Source organism: Streptomyces sp. NPDC001380 (assembly GCF_042895785.1).
In the GTDB taxonomy this organism is placed as follows: domain Bacteria; phylum Actinomycetota; class Actinomycetes; order Streptomycetales; family Streptomycetaceae; genus Peterkaempfera.
Map to the genome: position 1 here is coordinate 581859 of NZ_JBIAWP010000001.1, position 21473 is coordinate 603331.

16 protein-coding genes are annotated in these 21473 nt (G+C 73.8%); 4 read left to right on the forward strand and 12 right to left on the reverse strand.

Features of this window, described 5'->3' with window-relative positions:
* Positions 1–41: 41 nt before the first annotated feature.
* From pafA to arc, 6 genes are all read right to left on the reverse strand, one after another.
* A complete protein-coding gene (pafA, locus tag ACFY07_RS02610) occupies positions 42–1403 on the reverse strand; it encodes a Pup--protein ligase (RefSeq protein ID WP_230647874.1) in 1362 nt (453 codons plus the stop codon).
* A 341-nt stretch (positions 1404–1744) separates the two neighbouring features.
* Complete coding sequence (gene prcA, locus ACFY07_RS02615; protein WP_230647875.1) at positions 1745–2554, reverse strand: proteasome subunit alpha; 810 nt, start codon at positions 2552–2554, stop codon at positions 1745–1747.
* A 75-nt stretch (positions 2555–2629) separates the two neighbouring features.
* On the reverse strand, positions 2630–3472 hold the full coding sequence (gene prcB, locus ACFY07_RS02620; protein WP_230647876.1) for a proteasome subunit beta: 843 nt from the start codon (positions 3470–3472) through the stop codon (positions 2630–2632).
* A gap of 215 nt (positions 3473–3687) precedes the next feature.
* Entirely contained in the window at positions 3688–3906 is a 219-nt protein-coding gene (locus ACFY07_RS02625) for a ubiquitin-like protein Pup (protein WP_230647877.1), read from the reverse strand.
* A 152-nt stretch (positions 3907–4058) separates the two neighbouring features.
* Positions 4059–5570, reverse strand: a complete 1512-nt coding sequence (gene dop, locus ACFY07_RS02630; protein WP_374228039.1) for a depupylase/deamidase Dop — start codon at positions 5568–5570, stop codon at positions 4059–4061.
* Positions 5571–5751: 181 nt separating this feature from the next.
* Complete coding sequence (arc, locus tag ACFY07_RS02635; protein ID WP_230647878.1) at positions 5752–7518, reverse strand: proteasome ATPase; 1767 nt, start codon at positions 7516–7518, stop codon at positions 5752–5754.
* 280 nt (positions 7519–7798) lie between these two features.
* Between arc and ACFY07_RS02640 the strand changes: the two genes are divergently transcribed.
* Entirely contained in the window at positions 7799–8101 is a 303-nt protein-coding gene (locus tag ACFY07_RS02640) for a ferredoxin (RefSeq protein ID WP_390867016.1), read from the forward strand.
* 78 nt (positions 8102–8179) lie between these two features.
* On the opposite strand, the gene ACFY07_RS02645 is transcribed toward ACFY07_RS02640, so the two are convergent.
* From ACFY07_RS02645 to ACFY07_RS02655, 3 genes are all read right to left on the reverse strand, one after another.
* Positions 8180–8833 carry a hypothetical protein gene (locus tag ACFY07_RS02645; protein WP_390867017.1) on the reverse strand — a complete coding sequence of 218 codons (654 nt, stop codon included), beginning with the start codon at positions 8831–8833 and terminating at the stop codon, positions 8180–8182.
* Positions 8834–9134: 301 nt separating this feature from the next.
* The gene (locus tag ACFY07_RS02650) at positions 9135–10028 is read right to left on the reverse strand and encodes a tRNA (adenine-N1)-methyltransferase (RefSeq protein WP_230647881.1); all 894 of its coding nucleotides are present in this window, start codon (positions 10026–10028) and stop codon (positions 9135–9137) included.
* Positions 10029–10204: 176 nt separating this feature from the next.
* Positions 10205–11551, reverse strand: a complete 1347-nt coding sequence (locus ACFY07_RS02655) for a site-2 protease family protein (protein WP_390867018.1) — start codon at positions 11549–11551, stop codon at positions 10205–10207.
* Positions 11552–11883: 332 nt separating this feature from the next.
* Between ACFY07_RS02655 and ACFY07_RS02660 the strand changes: the two genes are divergently transcribed.
* Both ACFY07_RS02660 and ACFY07_RS02665 read left to right on the forward strand, forming a co-directional pair.
* The gene (locus ACFY07_RS02660; protein WP_390867019.1) at positions 11884–12816 is read left to right on the forward strand and encodes a RecB family exonuclease; all 933 of its coding nucleotides are present in this window, start codon (positions 11884–11886) and stop codon (positions 12814–12816) included.
* Positions 12813–13484: a response regulator transcription factor gene (locus tag ACFY07_RS02665; protein ID WP_230647883.1), complete on the forward strand. Its 672-nt coding sequence runs from the start codon at positions 12813–12815 to the stop codon at positions 13482–13484. Before ACFY07_RS02660 ends, ACFY07_RS02665 begins: the two co-directional genes overlap by 4 nt.
* A 155-nt stretch (positions 13485–13639) precedes the next feature.
* On the opposite strand, the gene ACFY07_RS02670 is transcribed toward ACFY07_RS02665, so the two are convergent.
* The 3 genes from ACFY07_RS02670 to metH all read right to left on the reverse strand — a co-directional run bounded on the left by ACFY07_RS02670 (position 13640) and on the right by metH (position 20066).
* Positions 13640–15256 carry an ABC transporter substrate-binding protein gene (locus ACFY07_RS02670; RefSeq protein WP_390867020.1) on the reverse strand — a complete coding sequence of 539 codons (1617 nt, stop codon included), beginning with the start codon at positions 15254–15256 and terminating at the stop codon, positions 13640–13642.
* Between the two features lie 367 nt (positions 15257–15623).
* Positions 15624–16325, reverse strand: a complete 702-nt coding sequence (locus ACFY07_RS02675) for an HAD family phosphatase (RefSeq protein ID WP_230647885.1) — start codon at positions 16323–16325, stop codon at positions 15624–15626.
* 237 nt (positions 16326–16562) lie between these two features.
* Positions 16563–20066 carry a methionine synthase gene (metH, locus tag ACFY07_RS02680; RefSeq protein WP_390867021.1) on the reverse strand — a complete coding sequence of 1168 codons (3504 nt, stop codon included), beginning with the start codon at positions 20064–20066 and terminating at the stop codon, positions 16563–16565.
* Between the two features lie 177 nt (positions 20067–20243).
* Between metH and ACFY07_RS02685 the strand changes: the two genes are divergently transcribed.
* A complete protein-coding gene (locus tag ACFY07_RS02685; protein ID WP_390867023.1) occupies positions 20244–21338 on the forward strand; it encodes a hypothetical protein in 1095 nt (364 codons plus the stop codon).
* The last annotated feature ends 135 nt before the right edge of the window (positions 21339–21473 follow it).

The window sequence follows — 21473 nt, forward strand, 5'->3', positions numbered from 1 at the left end:
TCAGCGGCCCGGCGGCCGTGCGCCCGTCCTCCGCGGGCCGGTCACATGCCGGCGATGAGCTTGTCCACCCGCTCGTCCACGGAGCGGAAGGGGTCCTTGCACAGGACCGTGCGCTGCGCCTGGTCGTTGAGCTTGAGGTGGACCCAGTCGACCGTGAAGTCCCGGCGCTGCTCCTGGGCGCGGCGGATGAAGTCGCCGCGGAGGCGGGCCCGGGTGGTCTGCGGCGGCACCGACTTGGCCTGGAAGGTCTTGAGGTCGGTGGTCACCCGCTCCGCCTGCCCCTTGTTCTGCAGCAGGTAGAACAGGCCGCGGCGGCGGTGGATGTCGTGGTACGCGAGGTCGATCTGGGCCACCCGGGGATGCGACATGCTCATCCCGTTCTTCTCGCGATAGCGCTCGATCAGCTGGTACTTCATGACCCAGTCGATCTCCGTGCCGACCTTGGCGAGGTCCTCGGTGCGGACCGCGTCGAGGGTGCGGCCCCACAGGTCCAGGACGCGCTCCACCGTGCCGGTGCGGATGCCGCGGCGGTCGGCGAACTCGACCGCCTTGGCGTAGTACTCCTCCTGGATCTCCAGCGCGGACGCCTCCCGGCCGTTGGCCAGGCGGACCTGGCGGCGGCCGCTGAGGTCGTGGCTGACCTCGCGGATGGCCCGGATGGGGTTCTCCAGGGTGAGGTCGCGCATCACCGTGCCGGCCTCGATCATGCGGAGCACCAGGTCGGTGGCGCCGACCTTGAGCAGGGTGGTGGTCTCCGACATGTTGGAGTCGCCGACGATCACGTGCAGGCGACGGTAGCGCTCCGCATCGGCGTGCGGCTCGTCGCGGGTGTTGATGATCGGCCGGGAGCGGGTGGTGGCCGAGCTGACGCCCTCCCAGATGTGCTCGGCCCGCTGGCTGACGCAGTACACGGCGCCGCGCGGGGTCTGCAGCACCTTGCCGGCGCCGCAGATCAGCTGGCGGGTGACCAGGAAGGGGATGAGGATGTCGGCCAGCCGGGAGAACTCCCCGTGCCGCGCCACGAGGTAGTTCTCGTGGCAGCCGTAGGAGTTCCCGGCGGAGTCGGTGTTGTTCTTGAAGAGGTAGACGTCCCCGGCGATGCCCTCCTCGTGCAGGCGCCTCTCGGCGTCCACGAGGAGCCCTTCGAGGATGCGTTCCCCGGCCTTGTCGTGGGTGACCAGTTCGGTGACGTCGTCGCATTCCGGCGTGGCGTACTCCGGGTGCGATCCGACGTCCAGGTAGAGGCGGGCGCCGTTGCGCAGGAAGACGTTGCTGCTGCGGCCCCACGAGACGACACGGCGGAAGAGGTAGCGCGCCACTTCGTCCGGGGACAGGCGCCGCTGCCCCCGGAACGTGCAGGTGACACCGTACTCGTTCTCCAGCCCGAAAATGCGGCGGTCCATGAGGGGACTTTACGCTTTTGAGCCGCTTCTGAAACCGTTTCGGGGACGGCGGTTCGATCACGGCCCGCGGGTGCGGCGGGACTTCCGCCGATCGGCCCCGTCGGCGGCGCGGGCCGCCGCCCCGGCCGGCCCGGACCTGTGCGGGGGCGCTCCGGGCATGCCGGTGCGCCCCCGCGACCGCTGGTCGTCGCGGAGGCGCACCGGGCCGGCGGCGCGGGGCCGGAACGGCCCGCAGGGAGTCCGGGCGGGCCTTACGGCCCCAGCGGGCCGGGAGGGCCCCGCAGGGGGCCCGGCGGGTCCCTCAGGGGCCCTCCCGGCCCGCTGGGGCTCCGGGGCGGGGCTCAGAGCAGGGGCGCGGACGGGCCCCCGCCGCCCTCGGCGGCACCCTCGCCGCCGTCCTCCGGCCCGGCCGGCTTCCTCTCCAGCGGGGGCGCGACGGGCGCGTCGTCCTCGGCGGCCAGCAGGCGGCCCAGCTGGGCGCCGAGGACCCGCTTGAACTTGCGCTTCTGGGGGCGGCTGCGGTCCAGCACGGCCACCTCCAGCTGCTCCGGGGTGATGGTGCGGGGGGTGCCCCCGTTGGGGTCCCGGGCCAGGGAGTCCACGGCGAGCCGGAGCGCCTCGGCCAGGGTGAGCCCGGACCGGTGGCGCTGGCCCAGGTAGTTGCCGATGGAGTCGGCGTTGCCGCCCACGACGACGCTGTTGTGCTCGTCCACGACCGAGCCGTCGGGGGTGAGCCGGTAGATCTGGTCGTCCTCGGGGCCCTTGCCGACCTCGGCGACGATCAGCTCGACCTCGTACGGCTTCTCGCCGACCGAGGAGAAGATGGTGCCGAGGGTCTGGGCGTAGACGTTGGCCAGGCCGCGGGCGGTGACGTCGGCCCGGTCGTAGGAGTAGCCGCGCAGGTCGGCGTAGCGGACGCCGCCGATGCGCAGGTTCTCGAACTCGTTGTAGCGGCCGACGGCGGCGAAGGCGATGCGGTCGTAGATCTCGCTGACCTTGTGCAGCGCCCGGGAGGTGTTCTCCGCCACGAAGACGATGCCGTCGGTGTAGGTGAGCACGACCACGCTGCGGCCGCGCGCGATGCCCTTGCGGGCGTACTCGGCGCGGTCCGCCATGGCCTGCTGGGGTGAGACGTAGAACGGCGTCGACACCGGCTGTCGTCCCCTTCTGTCGGTGGGCCCGGACGGGGCCGGGGGTGGGTTGCGGACGGGGCGGGGCCCCCGGGGCTACAGCAGCGGCGCCTGGGGCCCGTCGGGCTGCTCCATCCGCCCGGCGGTCACCGAGCGTGCGATCTCGGCGACCTCGTCGTCGGACAGCCTGCGGAAGCCGTCCTCGGTCACCAGGGCCACGATGGGGAAGATCCGCCGGGCGAGGTCCGGGCCGCCGGTGGCCGAGTCGTCGTCGGCGGCGTCGTACAGGGCCTGGACGGCCAGGGTGGCGGCCTGGTCGGCGGTGAGGTCGTCGCGGTAGAGCTTCTTCATCGACCCGCGGGCGAAGACCGAGCCGGAGCCGGTGGCCGCGAAGCCGCGCTCCTCGGAGCGGCCGCCGGTGACGTCGTAGGTGAAAATCCGGCCGCGGCCCTCGTCGAGGTCGTACCCGGCGAAGATCGGCACCACCGCGAGGCCCTGCATGGCCATGCCGAGGTTGCCGCGGATCATCGTGGAGAGGCGGTTGGCCTTGCCCTCCAGGGAGAGCTGGGCGCCCTCGATCTTCTCGTAGTGCTCCAGCTCCAGCTGGAAGAGCCGCACCATCTCCACGGCGAGGCCCGCGGTGCCGGCGATGCCGACCGCGGAGTACTCGTCGGCGGGGAAGACCTTCTCGATGTCGCGCTGGGCGATGACGTTGCCCATGGTGGCGCGGCGGTCGCCGGCCAGCACCACGCCGCCGCGGAAGGAGGCCGAGACGATGGTCGTCCCGTGCGGGGCCTCCAGCGCGGCCGCGCCGGCCGCCGGACGGCGGCCGGGCAGCAGCTCCGGGGAGTGCTGCCCCAGGAAGTCGATGAACGAGGAGGACCCGGGGGTCAGGAAGGCAGCCGGCAGACGCCCGGTGCCGTGAGTGTTGGCTTCCACACGATCCCTTCCTAGAAGGCGGCGGTCCGCCGTACCAGTACGGCACGGACCCTACCCGTTCCATGGTCGTCTTCCACCGCGTCCGCGGTGCGGGAACGCACCGCGTCCGCGGCGGGCGGGCACCCGGTCCGGTCCGGGCGGTCAGCAGACCGCGGAGCACTCCGGAGAGTGCTCCGCGGTGCCGCCCGCCCCCCGGACCGGGCGCCGTCCTGCCGCTACTCGCCGCCCTTCTGGACGAACCCGCGGACGAAGTCCTCGGCGTTCGACTCCAGCACCTCGTCGATCTCGTCCAGGACGGCGTCGACGTCGTCGGAGAGCTTGTCCTGCCGCTCCTTGAGGTCGTCCGAGCCCTGCGCCTCGGGGGCCTGCTCCTCGACCTCCTCGGAGGAGCGGTTGGCCCGCTGCTGGCCGCCGCCGGTGTCCTTGGTCGCCATCTCCCTCACCCCGCTCACTTCGACTGCGATACTGGTCAGACCCTACCTACGGGCTGTGACAAGCGCTCCGGTTACGCGCACCTTCCTCGACGACCGGTGCTCCTCCTCATGATTCCCCCCGGAGGGGGGCTTCACCCTTGGTGACCGCCGGGTCACGAGCCGGACAGCACGCGGACGAGGTCCTCCGCGGTGCGGCAGCGGTCGAGCAGCTCCTTCACGTGGTTGCGGGTGCCCCGCAGCGGCTCCAGCGTGGGCACGCGCTGCAGCGAGTCCCGTCCGGGCAGGTCGAAGATGACCGAGTCCCAGGAGGCGGCCGCGACGTGGTCCGCGTACTGCTCCAGGCAGCGGCCGCGGAAGTACGCACGGGTGTCCTCCGGGGGCTTGACGGCGGCCCTGGCGACCGCGTCCTCGTCCAGCAGCCGCTCGAAGCGCCCACGGGCCACCAGGCGGTTGTACAGGCCCTTCTCGGCCCGCACGTCGGAGTACTGCAGGTCGACCAGGTGGAGCCGGGGGTTGTCCCAGTCCAGGCCGTCGCGCTGCCGGTACCCCTCCAGGATCTCCTTCTTGGCGATCCAGTCCAGCTCCCGGCTCAGGCTCATCGGGTCGCGCTCCAGGCGGCCGAGGACGTCCTCCCAGCGGTCGAGCACGTCGCGGGTCTGGTCGTCGGCGTCGGCGCCGTAGCGGTCCTCGACGTACTTGTGGGCGAGCTCGCAGTACTCCATCTGGAGCTGCACCGCGGTGAGGGTGCGGCCGTTGCGGAGCGTGACGATCTGCTGGAGCGTCGGGTCGTGCGAGACCTGGTGCAGGGTGCGCACCGGCTGGTCCACGGCGAGGTCCACCGAGATGAAGCCGTCCTCGATCATGGAGAGGACCAGGGCGGTCGTGCCCAGCTTGAGGTAGGTGGAGACCTCGGAGAGGTTGGCGTCGCCGATGATGACGTGCAGCCGGCGGTAGCGCTCGGCGTCGGCGTGCGGCTCGTCCCGGGTGTTGATGATGGGCCGTTTGAGGGTCGTCTCCAGGCCGACCTCGACCTCGAAGTAGTCCGCGCGCTGGCTGATCTGGAAGCCGTGCGCCGAGCCGTCCTGGCCGATGCCGACCCGGCCGGCCCCGCAGACCACCTGCCGGGAGACGAAGAACGGGGTGAGGTGGCGGACGATGTCCGTGAACGGCGTCGACCGCCTCATCAGGTAGTTCTCGTGGCAGCCGTAGGAGGCGCCCTTGTTGTCGGTGTTGTTCTTGTAGAGGTGGATCGGCTGGGCGCCGGGCAGCTCCGCGGCGCGCGCCGCGGCGGCGGCCATGACCCGCTCGCCGGCCTTGTCCCAGAGCACGGCGTCGCGCGGGTTGGTGGTCTCCGGGGCGCTGTACTCCGGATGGGCGTGGTCGACGTAGAACCGGGCGCCGTTGGTCAGGATCACGTTCGCCAGGCCGATGTCCTCGTCGGTGAGCTGGCTGGAGTCCGCGACCTCGCGCGCGAGGTCGAAACCCCGGGCGTCCCGGAGCGGGTTCTCCTCCTCGAAGTCCCACCGGGCCCGCCTCGCCCGCTGCATCGCCGCCGCGTAGGCGTTGACGATCTGCGACGAGGTGAGCATGGCGTTGGCGTTGGGGTGTCCGGGGACGGAGATCCCGTACTCGGTCTCGATCCCCATCACGCGCCGTACTGACATGCGGCCCTCCTTGCCCGGCACCGCGCCCCGACCGGGCGCGGCACTGCCCTTCGAGCCTAGAACCACCGGCGGACGTCGGGCGGATCGTCCGCCGCGCGCACCGTCCGGCTGCGGGAGATTGCGGTCTCCCGCAGCCGGACGGTGGAGGCGGTGGTGCGGCGGCCCGTGCGGGCGGCCGGTCCTACAGGTACTGACCCGTGTTGGCCACGGTGTCGATGGATCGGCCGGACTCGGCGCCCTGCTTGCCGGTGACGAGCGTGCGGATGAAGACGATCCGCTCGCCCTTCTTGCCGGAGATGCGGGCCCAGTCGTCCGGGTTGGTGGTGTTGGGCAGGTCCTCGTTCTCCTTGAACTCGTCCACGCAGGCGGCGAGCAGGTGGGAGACGCGCAGGCCCTTCTGGCCGTGGTCGAGGAAGTCCTTGATGGCCATCTTCTTCGCCCGGTCCACGATGTTCTGGATCATCGCCCCGGAGTTGAAGTCCTTGAAGTACAGGACCTCCTTGTCACCGTTGGCGTAGGTGACCTCCAGGAAGCGGTTCTCCTCGGTCTCGGAGTACATCCGCTCCACGACCGACTGGATCATGGCGTCCACGGCGGCGTCCGCCGAGGAGCCGTGCTCCTTGAGGTCGTCGGGGTGCAGCGGCAGGGTGGCCTTGAGGTACTTCGAGAAGATGTCCCGGGCCGCCTCGGCGTCCGGACGCTCGATCTTGATCTTGACGTCCAGCCGGCCCGGCCGGAGGATCGCCGGGTCGATCATGTCCTCGCGGTTGGAGGCGCCGATGACGATGACGTTCTCCAGGCCCTCCACGCCGTCGATCTCGGCGAGCAGCTGCGGGACGATGGTGTTCTCCACGTCCGAGCTGACGCCGGAGCCGCGGGTGCGGAAGAGCGACTCCATCTCGTCGAAGAAGACGATGACGGGCGTGCCCTCGCTCGCCTTCTCCCGGGCCCGCTGGAAGACCAGGCGGATCTGCCGCTCGGTCTCGCCCACGTACTTGTTGAGCAGCTCGGGGCCCTTGATGTTGAGGAAGTAGCTCTTGCCCTGCGGGCGGCCGGTGACCTCGGCGACCTTCTTGGCAAGGGAGTTGGCCACGGCCTTGGCGATGAGCGTCTTGCCGCAGCCGGGCGGGCCGTAGAGCAGGACGCCCTTCGGCGGCCGGAGCTCGTACTCCTGGAAGAGGTCGGCGTGCAGGTACGGCAGCTCCACGGCGTCGCGGATCTGCTCGATCTGGTTGGCCAGGCCGCCGATCTGCCGGTAGTCGATGTCCGGGACCTCCTCGAGGACCAGCTCCTCGACCTCGGACTTCGGGATCACCTCGTACACGTAGCCGGAGCGGGGCTCCAGCAGCAGTGCGTCACCGGACCGCAGGAGGCTGTCGCGCAGCGGCTCGGCGAGCCGGACCACGCGCTCCTCGTCGGTGTGGCCGAGCACCAGGGCGCGCTCGCCGTCCTCCAGGACCTCCTTGAGGGTGACGATCTCGCCGAGGGACTCGAACTCGAGGGCGTCCACGATGTTCATGGCCTCGTTGAGCAGGACCTCCTGGCCGCGCCGGAGCTCGTCGAGGTCGATGTTGGGACTGACGTTGACCCGCAGCTTGCGGCCGCCGGTGAAGATGTCCGCCGTCCCGTCCTCGACGGTGCTGAGGAAGGTGCCGAATCCGGCCGGGGGCTGGGCGAGCCGGTCCACCTCCTCCTTGAGGGCCACGATCTGGTCGCGGGCCTCGCGGAGGGTGGCGGCGAGCCGCTCGTTCTGGGCCGTCACACCGGCCAGGTTGGTCTGCAGCTCGACAATGCGCTCCTCGAGGATCCTCGAGTGGCGCGGCGAGTCGGCGAGCTTTCGGCGCAGCACGGCAATCTCCTGCTCCAGGAACGAGACCTGAGCGGCCTCCTCGGAATCCCGAGCCGGCCTGGCGCTGCTGCGGTTGTAGTCGTCATCGTGGGCTGCCACGGTCCTCACCTCCTCCGGGGGAGCTGGACGCTTCCAGACCCTACCTGTGCCAGGGGGCGTGTAAACCCCTAGATCAGAAAGACGGAAGGGGCGTGTCCGATCTTCACCCTTGCGCGCTTCCCCTCGCCAGGGAGATACCCACCCGGCACCTGCGGAAAGCGACCAGATGTATCGTCGATCAGGTCAATGAGCGATCGCTGCCGCCGCAACCGGACCGATCGTTGTACGAATGGCGGGAATGCCCCGGACGGGGCGACTCAGGACAGAAACGGCAGGCGAGATGTCCCCGACCGGCAGGCCTTCGGAAGCAGAGCCCCTCGAGGTGTGGATCGACCAGGATCTCTGCACCGGCGACGGGATCTGCGCGCAGTACGCGCCCGAGGTCTTCGAGCTCGACATCGACGGACTGGCCTACGTGAAGGGCGAGGACGACGAGCTGCGGCAGGAGCCGGGCGCGTCGGTCCCGGTGCCGCTGACGGTGCTTCAGGACGTGGTGGACTCGGCGAAGGAGTGCCCGGGCGACTGCATCCACGTCCGCCGCGCCCGCGACCGCGTGGAGGTGTACGGGCCGGACGCCGAGTAGGACCGCGGGACCGGTCCGCTCCCCCGCCGGCCGCCCGCGGGCGGCCGGCGGGGGCAGGGCGGTGCGGGCGGGGCCGCCCTACTGCGGGTCCGGGACCTGCGCGCGGACCCACGAGGTGCCCGCCCGCGCCCAGCTCAGGATCAGGTGGACGTCCGGGCAGCAGCGCGGCACGTCCAGGGTGGAGTAGCCCTGGACCCGGGCCGTGACGGTGCCGTCCCGGTCCGCCTCCAGCGCCAGCACGTCGAGGTTCTCCTCCGGCCGCACCAGGGTGGCCGCGATCCGCGGGCCCGCGGGTCCCGCCGCGAGGAGGTACACGCCGTCGGGCGGTGTGCCGTTCGTGCCGTCGCAGTGGGCGGCGACCACCGTCTCGGGGCGGCCGTCGCGGTCGAGGTCGGCGGAGGAGGAGTGCGCCGCCTTCACCGGGAACGGACCGCAGTCCAGCGGCAGGCGGACACGGGCCGGGTCGGGGGCGGCGGCCGGGGCCGCGGAGGGCACCGGATGCGCGGCGGGGCCCACGGGCGCGCTGGGGGCCCCGGAGGGGGCCGGGCGGGCCGTCCGGGCGGCGCCCTCGGCCGGGGCCGTGACGACGGCCGTGGTGATCACCGCGCCGACCGCGGCCGCCGTGGCCGCCCAGTGGAACGGCCCGGAGCGGGCGTGCGCGGGGCCGCCGCCCCGTCCGCGTCCCCCGTCCGCACGCGGCTCCGCGTCCGCTGCCTCGGCTGCTGCGTCCACCTGGTGATCCCCTCCACCGGCGCGGGTGTGCCCGGCCGCCGGAACGGTGGGCATGTCATGTGGCCCAGATCCTGCCACACCGTGGCGCGATCGCGTCCCCCGGGGCGGTGCGGCCGTGCGGACCGCCGGGGTGGCTGCCGGAGGCCCCGGGAGGCGGCTGCGGGAGGGGGTCCGGAGGCGGGGTGCGGCCGGGGTGCGGCGAGGGCTGCGGACGGCCCGGGGAGCACGGACGGCGGGGCGGGGCGGGCCGGAGGACCGGTCCGTCCCGCCCCGCCGTCGTGCGGGGCGGTGCGGGGGCGCGTCAGGCCGCGCCGCCGCCCGCCGCCTCGTAGTCCTCGCCGTAGGCGCCCTTGGAGGGGCGGCGGCGGCGCAGCGGGGGCTCCACGCCGTCGGCGAGCCGGCGGGCGGTGAGCAGGAAGCCGGTGTGGCCGATCATCCGGTGGTCCGGGCGGACCGCCAGGCCCTCCAGGTGCCAGGTGCGGACCATGGTCTCCCAGGCCTGCGGCTCGGTGAACGTCCCGTGCTCGCGCAGCGCCTCGACGGTGCGCGACATCTGGGTGGTGGTCGCCACGTAGCAGCAGACCAGGCCGCCGGGGACCAGCGCCTTGGAGACGGCGTCCAGGCACTCCCAGGGGGCGAGCATGTCCAGGATGACCCGGTCGACCTCGGTCTCGGCCAGGTGGTCCTGGAGGTCGCCGACGGTCAGCCTCCACGCGGGGTGCGGACCGCCGAAGTACCGCTCGACGTTCTTGCGGGCGATGTCCGCGAAGTCGGCCCGGCGCTCGTACGAGGAGAGCATGCCCTGGTCGCCGACCGCGCGCAGCAGGTAGGTGGAGAGCGACCCGGACCCGACACCGGCCTCGACGACGCGGGCGCCGGGGAAGATGTCGGCCATCGAGATGATCTGCCCCGCGTCCTTGGGGTAGACCACCGCGGCGCCGCGCGGCATGGACAGGACGTAGTCGGGGAGCAGGGGCCGCAGCGCGAGGTAGGCGACGTTCCCCGTGGTACGCACGACAGTGCCCTCGGGGGCACCGATCAGCTCGTCGTGGGGGAAGGAACCCTTGTGGGTGTGGAAGTTCTTCCCGGCCTCGAGCGTGAACGTGTAGTGGCGTCCCTTGGGGTCGGTGAGCTGGACCTGGTCCCCGACCTGGAAGGGCCCGCGACGGCGGGCGGCACCGGTCGGTTCGGACATGCGGTTCATTCTAGTGCCAGTCCGGGGGCTTCCCCGACCACGCGGCGGCCGCCCGCCCGGCGGGGGGCCGGGAGGGGCGGGGCCCCGCCGGGCACCGGCCGGGAGGCGGGACGCGGCGGCCGGCGGGCGGGAGCGGGGACGCGGCCGCAGCCGGGCGGCGGGCGGGGACGCGGCGGTCAGCGGCCCGCCATCGCGGCGGCGAGGACCCGCTCCACGTCGGCGAGGGAGAGCACCCCGTGGACCGTGCCGTCCGCCTCGACGACCAGGTACTCGCTGGCGGGCGCCCGCCGCAGCGCCGCCAGCAGCTCCTCGCCGTCGCCGTCGGCGGACAGCCGCATGCCCGGGAGCAGGTCGCGGGCGAGGGCGCCGGTGGCCGTCCAGGGGCGGCGGTGCTCCGGCACGGCGAGGACGGCGGCCTCCCGGACCAGGGCGCGCGGCTCGCCGCGGCCGTCGACCACCACGATGCCGCGGGCCCCCGCCTCGCGGGCCTGCCGCAGGGCCTCGGCGAGCGGGGTGTCCGCGGCGACCTGCACGGCCGGGCGGGTGAGGGCGCGCACCCGCAGCCGCGGCAGCGCCTCCTTGAGGCGGGCGGTGCGCAGGCTCTGCCCGGCGCCGTTCCAGATGATTGCCGCCAGGACGGCGGCGAGGACGGCGTCGGTGAGGGTGTCGGCCCCGGAGGCGGCCGGCGCCGTGCGCCGGGCGGTCAGCAGGGGCAGCCCGACCAGGACGGCCACCGCGAGGCAGCGGCCCGCCCAGGCCGCGGCCGCGGTGCCCGCCAGCGGCCGGCCGGTGGCGCGCCACACGGCGGCGCGGAGCATCCGGCCGCCGTCCAGCGGCAGGCCGGGCAGCAGGTTGAAGGCGGCCACGACGACGTTCGAGGCCATCAGGCCGGCCAGCAGCACCCCGGGCACCGTGTCGGGCCGCACGAGGCGGAGGCCCAGGTAGAAGACGCCGCCGGTCACGAGGGAGAGCAGCGGACCGGAGAACGCGAGCCAGAACTCCCGGCCGGGGGTCTCCGCCTCCTTCTCGATCTCGGAGACGCCGCCGAAGAACTGCAGCTGGATGCGGCGCACGGGGAGGCGGTAGCGGAGCGCGACCAGGGTGTGGGCGAGTTCGTGGACGAGGACCGAGGCGTAGAAGGCGACGGCGAAGAAGAGCGCCAGCAGGTAGCGCTCGCGGCCCAGTCCGGGCAGCACCGTCCCGAGTCGGCTGCCGAAGACCCAGGTGATGAGCGCGGCGATGACGAACCAGGTGGGGGTGACGTAGACCGGGACGCCGAAGGGGCGCCCCATGAGGATCCCGCCGCGCGGGCGCTCGGGGTCGTCGGGCCGTCCGGGGCCGGGCCGTCCGGGGCCGGGCTGACCGGGGCCGGACGGCAGGGGGCCGGCCGGTCCGGGGTCGGGCCGCCCGGGGTCGGGCCGCCCGGGGTCGCGGGGGGCCGGGCCGGAGGGGTCGGGGCGGTCGGGGCCGGCCGGTCCGGGGCGGGCCCCGTCCGACGTCGGCTGCCCCCTGGTCTCGCTCACCGTGGCCCCTTCAGATCGCGTCCGGCGCGGCGTCCGGGGGCGGGCCCGGGACGCACGCGTACGCCCACGCTACGTGATGGCCGGGTGCCGGACGATCGCGGGCGTGCTCCCGTGCGGCGGCCGGTGCGGGTGTGGCACCCCTGGTCTGGTACCCGCTCCGGAGGCGGGTCAGCCGCATCCGGCCCGGGAGACCGGAGGACCGCGGACGGGACGCGGGCGGGACATGGACGGGAGGCGGAGGACGGGAGGCGGAGGACGGGCGGAGGAGCGCGGGGCCGCGGGTGCCGGGAGGAACCCGGCGCGGTGTCACCGCCGGGGCATAGGGTCGGGGCATGCACCAGACCGACAGCAGCGGCACGCCCGGGGAGCCCGGCGCACCGCCGACCCCGGCCCGTCCTGCGGCGGGTGCCCCCGCCGCGGGGCGCCCGGCCGCCGCGCCCACCGGCCTCTCCCCGTCACGGGCGGCCGACTTCATGAACTGCCCGCTGCTGTACCGGTTCCGGGTGATCGACCGGCTCCCCGAGCCGCCGAGCCCCGCCGCGACGCGGGGCACGGTGGTCCACGCCGTCCTGGAGCGGCTCTTCGACAGCCCCGCGGGCGAGCGCACCCCCGAACGGGCCCGGGAGTTGCTGCGCCCCCAGTGGGAGCGGCTGCTGGGCGAGCGCCCCGAGCTGGCGGACCTCTTCCCCGACGACGCGGACGGCTCGGTGCTGGCCGGCTGGCTCGCCGACGCCGAGCGGCTGCTGGACGGGTACTTCCGGCTGGAGGACCCGAACCGGCTGGAGCCCGCCGAGCGGGAGCTGTACGTGGAGACCGCCCTGGAGTCGGGCCTGGTGCTGCGCGGCTACGTCGACCGGGTCGACGTGGCGCCCACCGGCGAGGTCCGGCTGGTCGACTACAAGACCGGCCGGGCGCCCTCGCGGGACTTCGAGGGCAAGGCCATGTTCCAGATGAAGTTCTACGCGCTGGTGCTGTGGCGGCTGCGGGGCGTGGTGCCGAAGCGGCTGCAGCTGGTCTACCTGGGCAGCGGCGACGTGGTGGCGTACGACCCGGAGCCGGAGGACCTGCGGGCCGTGGAGCGCAAGCTGCTGGCCCTGTGGGAGGCGATCGGGAGAGCCGTGGCGACCGGCGAGTGGCGCCCCCGCCCGAGCCGCCTGTGCGACTGGTGCGACCACCGCGCCCTGTGCCCGAGTTTCGGCGGTACGCCGCCGCCCTACCCGCTCGACGTGCTGCCCCAGCCGAGGACGACCGAGGAGTCGTGGTGACGATCCGAGTGCTGCTGGTCGACGACCAGCCGCTGCTGCGCACCGGTTTCCGGATGATCCTGGAGGCCGAGCCCGACCTGGCCGTGGTGGGCGAGGCCGGCGACGGCCAGCAGGCCCTGGACCAGGTGCGGGCGCTGCAGCCGGACGTGGTGCTGATGGACATCCGGATGCCCCGGATGGACGGCGTGGAGGCCACCCGGCGGATCGCCGGACCGGGCCGGGACGGGCCGGCGAAGGTGCTGGTGCTCACCACCTTCGACCTGGACGAGTACGTCGTGGAGGCGCTGCGGGCGGGGGCGAGCGGCTTCCTGCTCAAGGACGTGCCGGCGGAGGAGCTGGTGCAGGCGATCCGGGTGGTGGCGGACGGCGCCGCGATGCTGGCGCCCAGCGTGACGCGCCGGCTGCTGGACATGTACGCCACCCGGCTGCCCTCGGGCGACGAGGCGCCGCCCGCCTCGCTGGGCACGCTCACCGAGCGCGAGGTGGAGGTGCTGCGGCTGGTGGCGCGGGGGCTGTCCAACGCGGAGATCGCCGCCGAGCTGTTCGTCAGCGAGACGACGGTGAAGACCCACGTGGGCCACGTGCTGACCAAGCTGGGCCTGCGCGACCGGGTGCAGGCGGCCGTGTACGCCTACGAGAGCGGCCTGGTCCGCCCGGGTGCCCTGTAGGCGCGGCCGGCCGGCCCCCGTGCGCACGGCCCTCACGGGGGCCGCACGCACGGGGGCCGCACGCACGGGGGCCGCACGCACGGGGGCCGGCCGGAGCGGGTGCTCCGGCCGGCCCCTCGGGTCCGGCCGCGGACCTCGGCGGTCCGCGGTGCGGGTCAGCCGTCGATGCGGCTGATCTGCCAGAAGCGGAAGACGCCGGTGACGTCCACGGTGGACTCCAGGCCGCCGATGTTGTCCTTGCAGGCGTAGAACGACTTGCTCTGCCAGAGGGGAACCAGCGGAGAGGCGTGGGCGACGATCCGCTGCATCGCGGCGAACTGGTCCAGGGTGGCGCTGCGGTCGGCGATCCTGCGGGTCTGCGGAATCAGGCGGCCGGTGATCTGGGGGCTGTCCCAGCTGTTGGCGAACGTGCCGCCCTGGACCACCAGCGGGACGATGTAGTCGTCGGCGTCGGGGTAGTCGGGTACCCAGGAGACGGTGTACGCCTGGTAGACGCCGCGCTGCCAGTTCTTGGTGAAGGTGGTCCAGTCGGCCTCCTGCTTCACCTCGACCCTGAACAGCCCGCTGGCCTCCAGCTGCTGCTTGATCTGCTCCGCCTCGACGCGGTTGACACCGGTGCGGGACCAGGTGAGGGAGAAGTCCACCGGCGCCTTGATGCCGGCGGTCCGCAGGATCCGGCGGGCGGCGTCGACGCTGGGGTCTCCGTACTCGCTGTAGAAGGCGGTATTGCTGCCGAGGATGCCTGCGGGGACGACCGAGTAGAGGGCCTGCACGGTGCGCTGGTGGGAGTCGCGGGCGATGGCCTTGCGGTCCAGCAGCTGGGCGACGGCGCGGCGCACGGCGGTACGGCCGACGACCGGGTCCTTGGTGTTGAAGACCAGGTAGCGGGTCTCGGCGGCGGTTCCTTCGACGATCTTGACGCCGCCGGTCCCCTTGAGGGCCGCGTCCTTGTAGGCGAGGACGTCCTTGGGATCGAGTCCGTTGTCGGTGAGGTCGACGTCTCCGCTGTCCAGCGCCGACTTCATCTGGGAGGCCTCGTTGAAGTAGCGCAGGTTGAAGGCGCTGTTCTCCAGCTTGGCGATGCCCTTGTAGTCCGGGTTGGCGCTCATGTGCACGGTGCCGGGAATCCTGGCCCCGCCGTCGGCGGCGGGCATCTCGTCGATGCCGTCGACCTTGTAGGGGCCGGAGCCGACCATGCGGCTGTTGGGCAGCAGGGAGGCCGCCGGGTAGACCTGGTGGTCGACGATGGCGCCCGCCGGGGTGGCGATCTTGGAGGGGAAGACCGCGTCGGGGGCGTTGAGGTGGAAGACCACCTGGTCGGATCCCTTGGCCTCGATCGACGCCAGGGTGCTCAACATGATGTCCGCCGGGCCCGACGGGTCGTGGATCTTCTTCATCCGGGTGAAGGAGAAGACGACGTCCTGGGCCGTGAGCGGGTGGCCGTTGGAGAACTTCAGGCCGCTGCGCAGCGTGCAGGTGTACTCGGTCGCGCTGCCGCCGGCGAAGGAGCAGGACTGGGCCGCTTCGGGCTGCGGCGTCGTGGCGCCCGCCGGGAAGCTCAGCAGCGTCTGGTGGGTGTTGGCGAGCAGCATCCAGGAACCGGCGTCGTAGGCGCCGGCCGGGTCGAGGGTACTGGTCACCGCGGTGGTGCCCATGGTTATCGCCTTCGCGCCCTCGCCGGCGCCGCCGGGCGTGGAGGAGCCGCACGCGGCGACCGTCGAGGCGACCAGGCCGACGCAGCCGAGCACCGCCAGTCGTGTGACTGCTGACATCTCTTCTCTTCTTCTCCAGACCGGCGGTCAGGGCGCCGCTCGTTGCCGCGCCCGCCCCCGGGGTGTGGGGACGGGCCGCGCCCGCTGCGGCGTGGTGCGACGCAGCGGCCATGCCGTGCGGCCCGCGGACCGGCCGGCGGGCGCGGGTGGACGCCACGGAGCGGTGTGCGGGCCTGGGGTGGCGGTCCGTCAGGCTGCGGGGAGGGGGGCCGACGGGACCGCCACGGGGTGTCGATCGTGTGTAGCGTGCCACAACGTCCGTGCGCACCGGGAAGCGGCCACCGGCGCGGGGCCGCCGGGGGCGGGCCGACTTGGGGATGATTGTCCGCCTTGTACGGGCCGCCGGGACGCGGGCGGGTAACGAGGGTCACACCGGGGCGGGCACCAGGCGGCGCAGCAGCGCCAGGTCGACGTGCTCCAGGGAGGGCACGACGGTGCGCCCCGGCGCCTCCTCGATGCGGGCCACGGACGGGACCGCGACCAGCGTGCACCCGGCGGCCTCGGCGGACCGCACCCCGGTGGGCGAGTCCTCGACGACCACGCAGCGGGCGGGCTCGGCACCCAGCCGGGCGGCGGCGACCAGGTACGGGTCGGGGTGGGGCTTGGTGCGGGTGACCTCGTCCCCGGCGACCGAGAAGGCGAACCGGTGGGCCCCCAGGGTGCGCATCACCAGGTCGATGTCGTGCCGGTGGGAGGCGGAGACCAGGGCGGTGGGCACGCCGTGCTCGGCGAGCTCGTCGAGCAGCCGGTCGGCGCCCGGCATCAGCGGCACCCCTCCGGCCAGCAGCTCGGTGAACCGCTGGTTGATCATCATGGAGAGCTCGGCGGCGGTGAGCGGCACGCCGGTGGTGTCGATGAGGTAGTCCACCACCCGGGACATGGGGCCGCCGACGACCTTGGACCGGTGCGACTCGTCGAGCCGGTGGCCGAGCTCGGCCAGCAGGGTGCTCTCCGCCTGCCACCAGAAGTCCTCGGTGTCCACCAGGGTGCCGTCCATGTCGAGGAGGACGGCCTGGAGCCCGGAGCTGCCGGAGTCGGCTCGGGAGGCGGCGGCGGAGGTGGTGGTCACGGGCGGGGCCCCTCGGGTCGGTTCTGCGGTGCGGATGCGGGTGCGGGTGCGGTTGCGGTGCGGTTGCGGTGCCGGATCCGGTCCGGGTGCGGACGGCCCCTCCGGCGGTGCCGGAAGGGCCGTCCATGATACGCACGTCCGGGCGTGCGGGCCGCCCGGGCCGCGGCGCCCCGGTGGTGTCCCGGCGGCGCCGCGTCGGCACGTCGGGGACGCGGCCCCCGCGCCGGGGCCGGCGGGTCACCGGGCGTTGAAGTACTTCGCCTCCGGGTGGTGGATCACGATGGCGTCGGTGGACTGCTCGGGGTGGAGCTGGAACTCCTCCGACAGCTCGACCCCGATCCGCTCCGGCCGCAGCAGGTCGGCGATCTTGGCCCGGTCCTCCAGGTCGGGGCAGGCGCCGTAGCCGAGCGAGAAGCGGGCGCCGCGGTACTTCAGGGCGAACATGTCGCGGACGTCGTCCGGGTCCTCCCCGGCGAAGCCCAGCTCGGAGCGGACCCGGGCGTGCCAGTACTCCGCCAGCGCCTCGGCGAGCTGCACGGAGAGGCCGTGCAGCTCCAGGTAGTCGCGGTAGGCGTCGGCGGCGAAGAGCTCGTTGGCCGCCTCGGAGATGCGGCCGCCCATGGTGACGACCTGGAAGCCCACCACGTCGCGCTCCCCCGACTCCTCCGGGCGGAAGAAGTCGGCCAGGCAGAGCCGGCGGCCGCGGCGCTGGCGGGGGAAGGTGAACCGGGTCCGCTCGGTGCCGTCCTCGTGGAGGACGACCAGGTCGTCGCCCTTGGAGACGGCCGGGTAGTACCCGTACACCACGGCGGCCTCCAGCAGGCCGTCGGTCTGGAGGCGGTCCAGCCACATCCGCAGCCGGGGACGGCCCTCGGTCTCCACCAGCTCCTCGTAGGTGGGGCCGTCGCCGGACCGGGACGCCTTGAGGCCCCACTGGCCCTTGAAGAGGGCGTCCTCGTCCAGCCAGGACGCGTAGTCGGCGAGCGGGATGCCCTTGACGATGCGGTCGCCCAGGAAGGGCGGGGCGGGGACGGGGTTGTCGACCGCCACGTCGGAGCGGACGGCGCCCCGGTTCTCCTCCGCCTCCTCGGCCCGCGGGCGGGCCGCGACCCGGCGCTGCCGCAGCTCGGGCAGCGCGGCGCCGGGGACCCCGCGCTTGACCGCGATCAGGGCGTCCATCAGCCGCAGGCCCTCGAAGGCGTCGCGGGCGTAGCGGACCTCGCCGTCGTAGACCTCGTGGAGGTCCTGCTCGACGTAGGCGCGGGTGAGGGCGGCCCCGCCGAGGATGACCGGGTAGTCGGCGGCCAGGCCGCGCTGGTTGAGCTCCTCCAGGTTCTCCTTCATGATCACCGTGGACTTGACCAGCAGGCCCGACATGCCGATGACGTCGGCGCCGTGCTCCTGCGCGGCGTCCAGGATCGCCGAGACCGGCTGCTTGATGCCCAGGTTGACGACGTTGTAGCCGTTGTTGGACAGGATGATGTCGACGAGGTTCTTGCCGATGTCGTGGACGTCGCCCTTGACGGTGGCCAGCACGATGGTGCCCTTGCCCTGGCTGCCGGTCCTCTCCATGTGCGGCTCCAGGTGGGCCACCGCGGTCTTCATCACCTCGGCCGACTGGAGCACGAACGGCAGCTGCATCTGGCCGGAGCCGAAGAGCTCGCCGACCGTCTTCATGCCCTCCAGCAGCGTCTCGTTGATGATCTCCAGCGCGGGCCGGGCCGCCAGGGCCTCGTCCAGGTCGGCCTCCAGGCCGGTGCGCTCGCCGTCGACGATGCGGCGCTGCAGGCGCTCCTCCAGCGGCAGCGCGGCCAGCTCCTCGGCCTTGGACGCCCGCACCGACGCCGAGGAGACGCCCTCGAAGAGCCGGAGCAGGCGCTGCAGCGGGTCGTAGCCCTCACGCCGGCGGTCGTACACCAGGTCCAGGGCCACCTCGCGCTGCTCCTCGGGGATCCGCGCCATCGGCAGGATCTTGGAGGCGTGCACGATCGCGGAGTCCAGGCCGGCCTCGACGCACTCGTGCAGGAAGACCGAGTTCAGCACCACGCGCGCGGCCGGGCTCAGGCCGAAGGAGATGTTGGACAGGCCGAGGGTGGTCTGCACGGCCGGGTGGCGGCGCTTGAGCTCGCGGATCGCCTCGATGGTCTCGACGCCGTCCCGGCGGGACTCCTCCTGCCCGGTGCCCAGGGTGAAGGTCAGGCAGTCGACGAGGATCGAGGACTCCTCGATGCCGTACTCGCCGGTGAGCTGGGCGATCAGCCGCTCGGCGACGGCCACCTTGTGCTCCGCGGTGCGGGCCTGGCCCTCCTCGTCGATGGTCAGCGCGATCAGGCCGGCGCCGTGCTCGCGGGCCAGCGAGGCGATGCGGGCGAAGCGGGAGTCCGGACCGTCGCCGTCCTCGTAGTTGACGGAGTTGAGCACCGCGCGGCCGCCCAGCGCCTCCAGGCCGGCCCGCAGCACGTCGACCTCGGTGGAGTCGAGCACGATCGGCAGGGTGGAGGCGGTGGCCAGGCGTCCGGCGATCTCCCGCATGTCGGCGGTGCCGTCGCGGCCGACGTAGTCGACGCAGAGGTCCAGCAGGTGGGAGCCGTCGCGGATCTGCTCGCGGGCGATCTCCACGCAGGCCTGCCAGTCCCCCGCCAGCATGGCCTCGCGGAACTTCTTGGACCCGTTGGCGTTGGTGCGCTCGCCGATGGCCAGGTAGGAGGTGTCCTGCCGGAACGGCACCGCCTGGTACAGCGAGGAGGCGCCCGGCTCCGGGCGCGGGTCGCGGGCGGCCACCTCGCGGCCGCGCACCCGCTCGACGACGTGCCGCAGGTGCTCGGGGGTGGTGCCGCAGCAGCCGCCGACCAGGGAGAGCCCGTACTCGCGGGTGAAGACGTCGTGGGCGTCGGCCAGCTCGGCCGGGGTGAGCGGGTAGTGGGCGCCGTCCCTGCCGAGGACGGGCAGTCCGGCGTTGGGCATGCAGGAGAGGCCGACGCGGGCGTTCTTCGCCAGGTGGCGCAGGTGCTCGCTCATCTCGGCGGGGCCGGTGGCGCAGTTCAGGCCGATGAGGTCGACGCCGAGCGGCTCCAGGGCGGTGAGCGCCGCGCCGATCTCCGAGCCCAGCAGCATGGTGCCGGTGGTCTCGACGGTGACCTGGACGAAGACCGGCAGGTCCAGGCCGGCCTCGGCCAGCGCCCGCTTGGCGCCGAGCACCGCGGCCTTGGTCTGCAGCAGGTCCTGGCTGGTCTCCACCAGCAGGGCGTCGGCGCCGCCCGCGACCAGTCCGGCGGCGTTCTCCTGGAAGGCGTCGCGGAGCGCCGCGTACGGGGCGTGGCCGAGGGTCGGCAGCTTGGTGCCCGGGCCGATGGACCCGAGCACCCAGCGGGGCCGGTCCTCGGTGGCGAAGCGGTCGGCGGCCTCGCGGGCGACGGCGGCGCCGGCCCGGGAGAGCTCGAAGATGCGGTCCGCGATGCCGTACTCGCCCAGGGCCCCGAGGTTGGCCCCGAAGGTGTTGGTCTCCACGCAGTCGACGCCGACCTCGAAGTACGCCTCGTGGACGGAGCGGACGATGTCGGGACGGGAGGTGTTGAGGATCTCGTTGCAGCCCTCGTGGCCCTCGAAGTCGTCCAGCGTGGGGTCCTGCGCCTGGAGCATCGTGCCCATCGCCCCGTCGGCCACCACGACGCGGGTGGCGAGGGCCTCGCGCAGGGCGTCGGCCCTGCGCTGGTGGGCTGCGGACGGGACGGCAACGGCCATGGTGATGCTCCCTGGGTGCGACGGCTGTCGGCTATGCGCGCCCCGTCGGTTCGGGACCGCACCCGGCCAGCGTATCCGCCGGGCGCGGAAGCGTCGGCGGCGTTCCGTATCCTGGGCGGCCCCGGTGGCCCGGGTGCGGGCGCGGACCGGGGACGACGAGGAGGGGCGGGGTCTTCGGTGGGGGTACTGCGAACGGGTGCCGCGGCGGTGGCCGGGCTGCCGGGCCGGTCCCGGCGGTGGTGGCGGGGGCTGTCGCGGCCGCGGCGGGCCGCGGTGGCGCTGGCGGTGGTGCTCGCGGTCCTGGCGGCGCCGGTGGCGGCGGCCGCGGCGGCGCTGCGGCTGGCGGGGGCCGGGGAGCCGCGCGCCGACGCCCGCACCCGCGGCCGGGACGCGCTGTGGCTCGGCCACGCCTGGGTGGACGGCCGCAGGGGTCCGGCGGACACGGCGGCCCTCGCCGCGGACCTGCGCACCACGGGCATCCGCGACCTGTACGTCCACGCCGGCCCGCTGGGGCACGACGGCACGCTGGACCCCCGGCTGCACCCGCGGGCGCGCCGGCTGGTCGGCGAGCTGCACCGGGCCGCGCCGGGGCTGCGGGTGCACGCCTGGCTGGGCGACGTGGTGGCGCCCGAGCACCCGGAGGGGCTGCACCTGGACCGGCCCGCGGTGCGGGCGGCCGTCGCCGCCTCCGCCGGGCAGGTCCTGGACGCGGGCTTCGCCGGGGTGCACCTGGACCTGGAGCCGGTCCGCTCCGGGGACCCCGGCTTCCTGGACGTCCTGGACCGCACGCACGCGGTGACGGCCCGCCGCGGCGCGGTGCTCTCGGCGGCGACCCCGCAGATCGACCCGCTGCCCGGCCTGCACCGCGCGGCCGCGGCGCTGGCCGACCACCCCAAGTGGTGGTCGCAGGCGTACCTCGGGCAGGTCGCGCGGCGGGTCGACCAGGTGGCGGTGATGTCGTACGACACCGGGACGCCCCTGGAGTCGCTGTACAGCGGGTACGTGGCGCAGCAGACCGCCCTCGCGCTGGAGGCCGTGCCCGGCCGGGTGGACCTGCTCATGGGCCTGCCCGCGTACCGGGAGGAGAAGTTCGGGCACTGGGGGCACGCCGAGACGGTGGCGGCGGCGGTCCGCGGGGTGCGGCTGGGGCTGGGGCGCACCGAGCCCGGCCGGGAGCGGTTCGGCGTGGCGCTGTACGTCGACTTCACCGCGACCCCGCGGGACTGGTCGGACTACCGTGCGGGCTGGGCGGTGCGGCGCCCGGCCGGATGAGGGAGCAGGCCCCGCCTTTGCCCGTAGGCTGGTCACGTACGGTCCGCGGGGCGAGCAGCCGCGCGGGCGTCGGAAGTCGGCAGCCGGTCCGGGCCGGCTCCGGGAGGGCCCCGCGCGGGGACCGGCCGGGGCCGC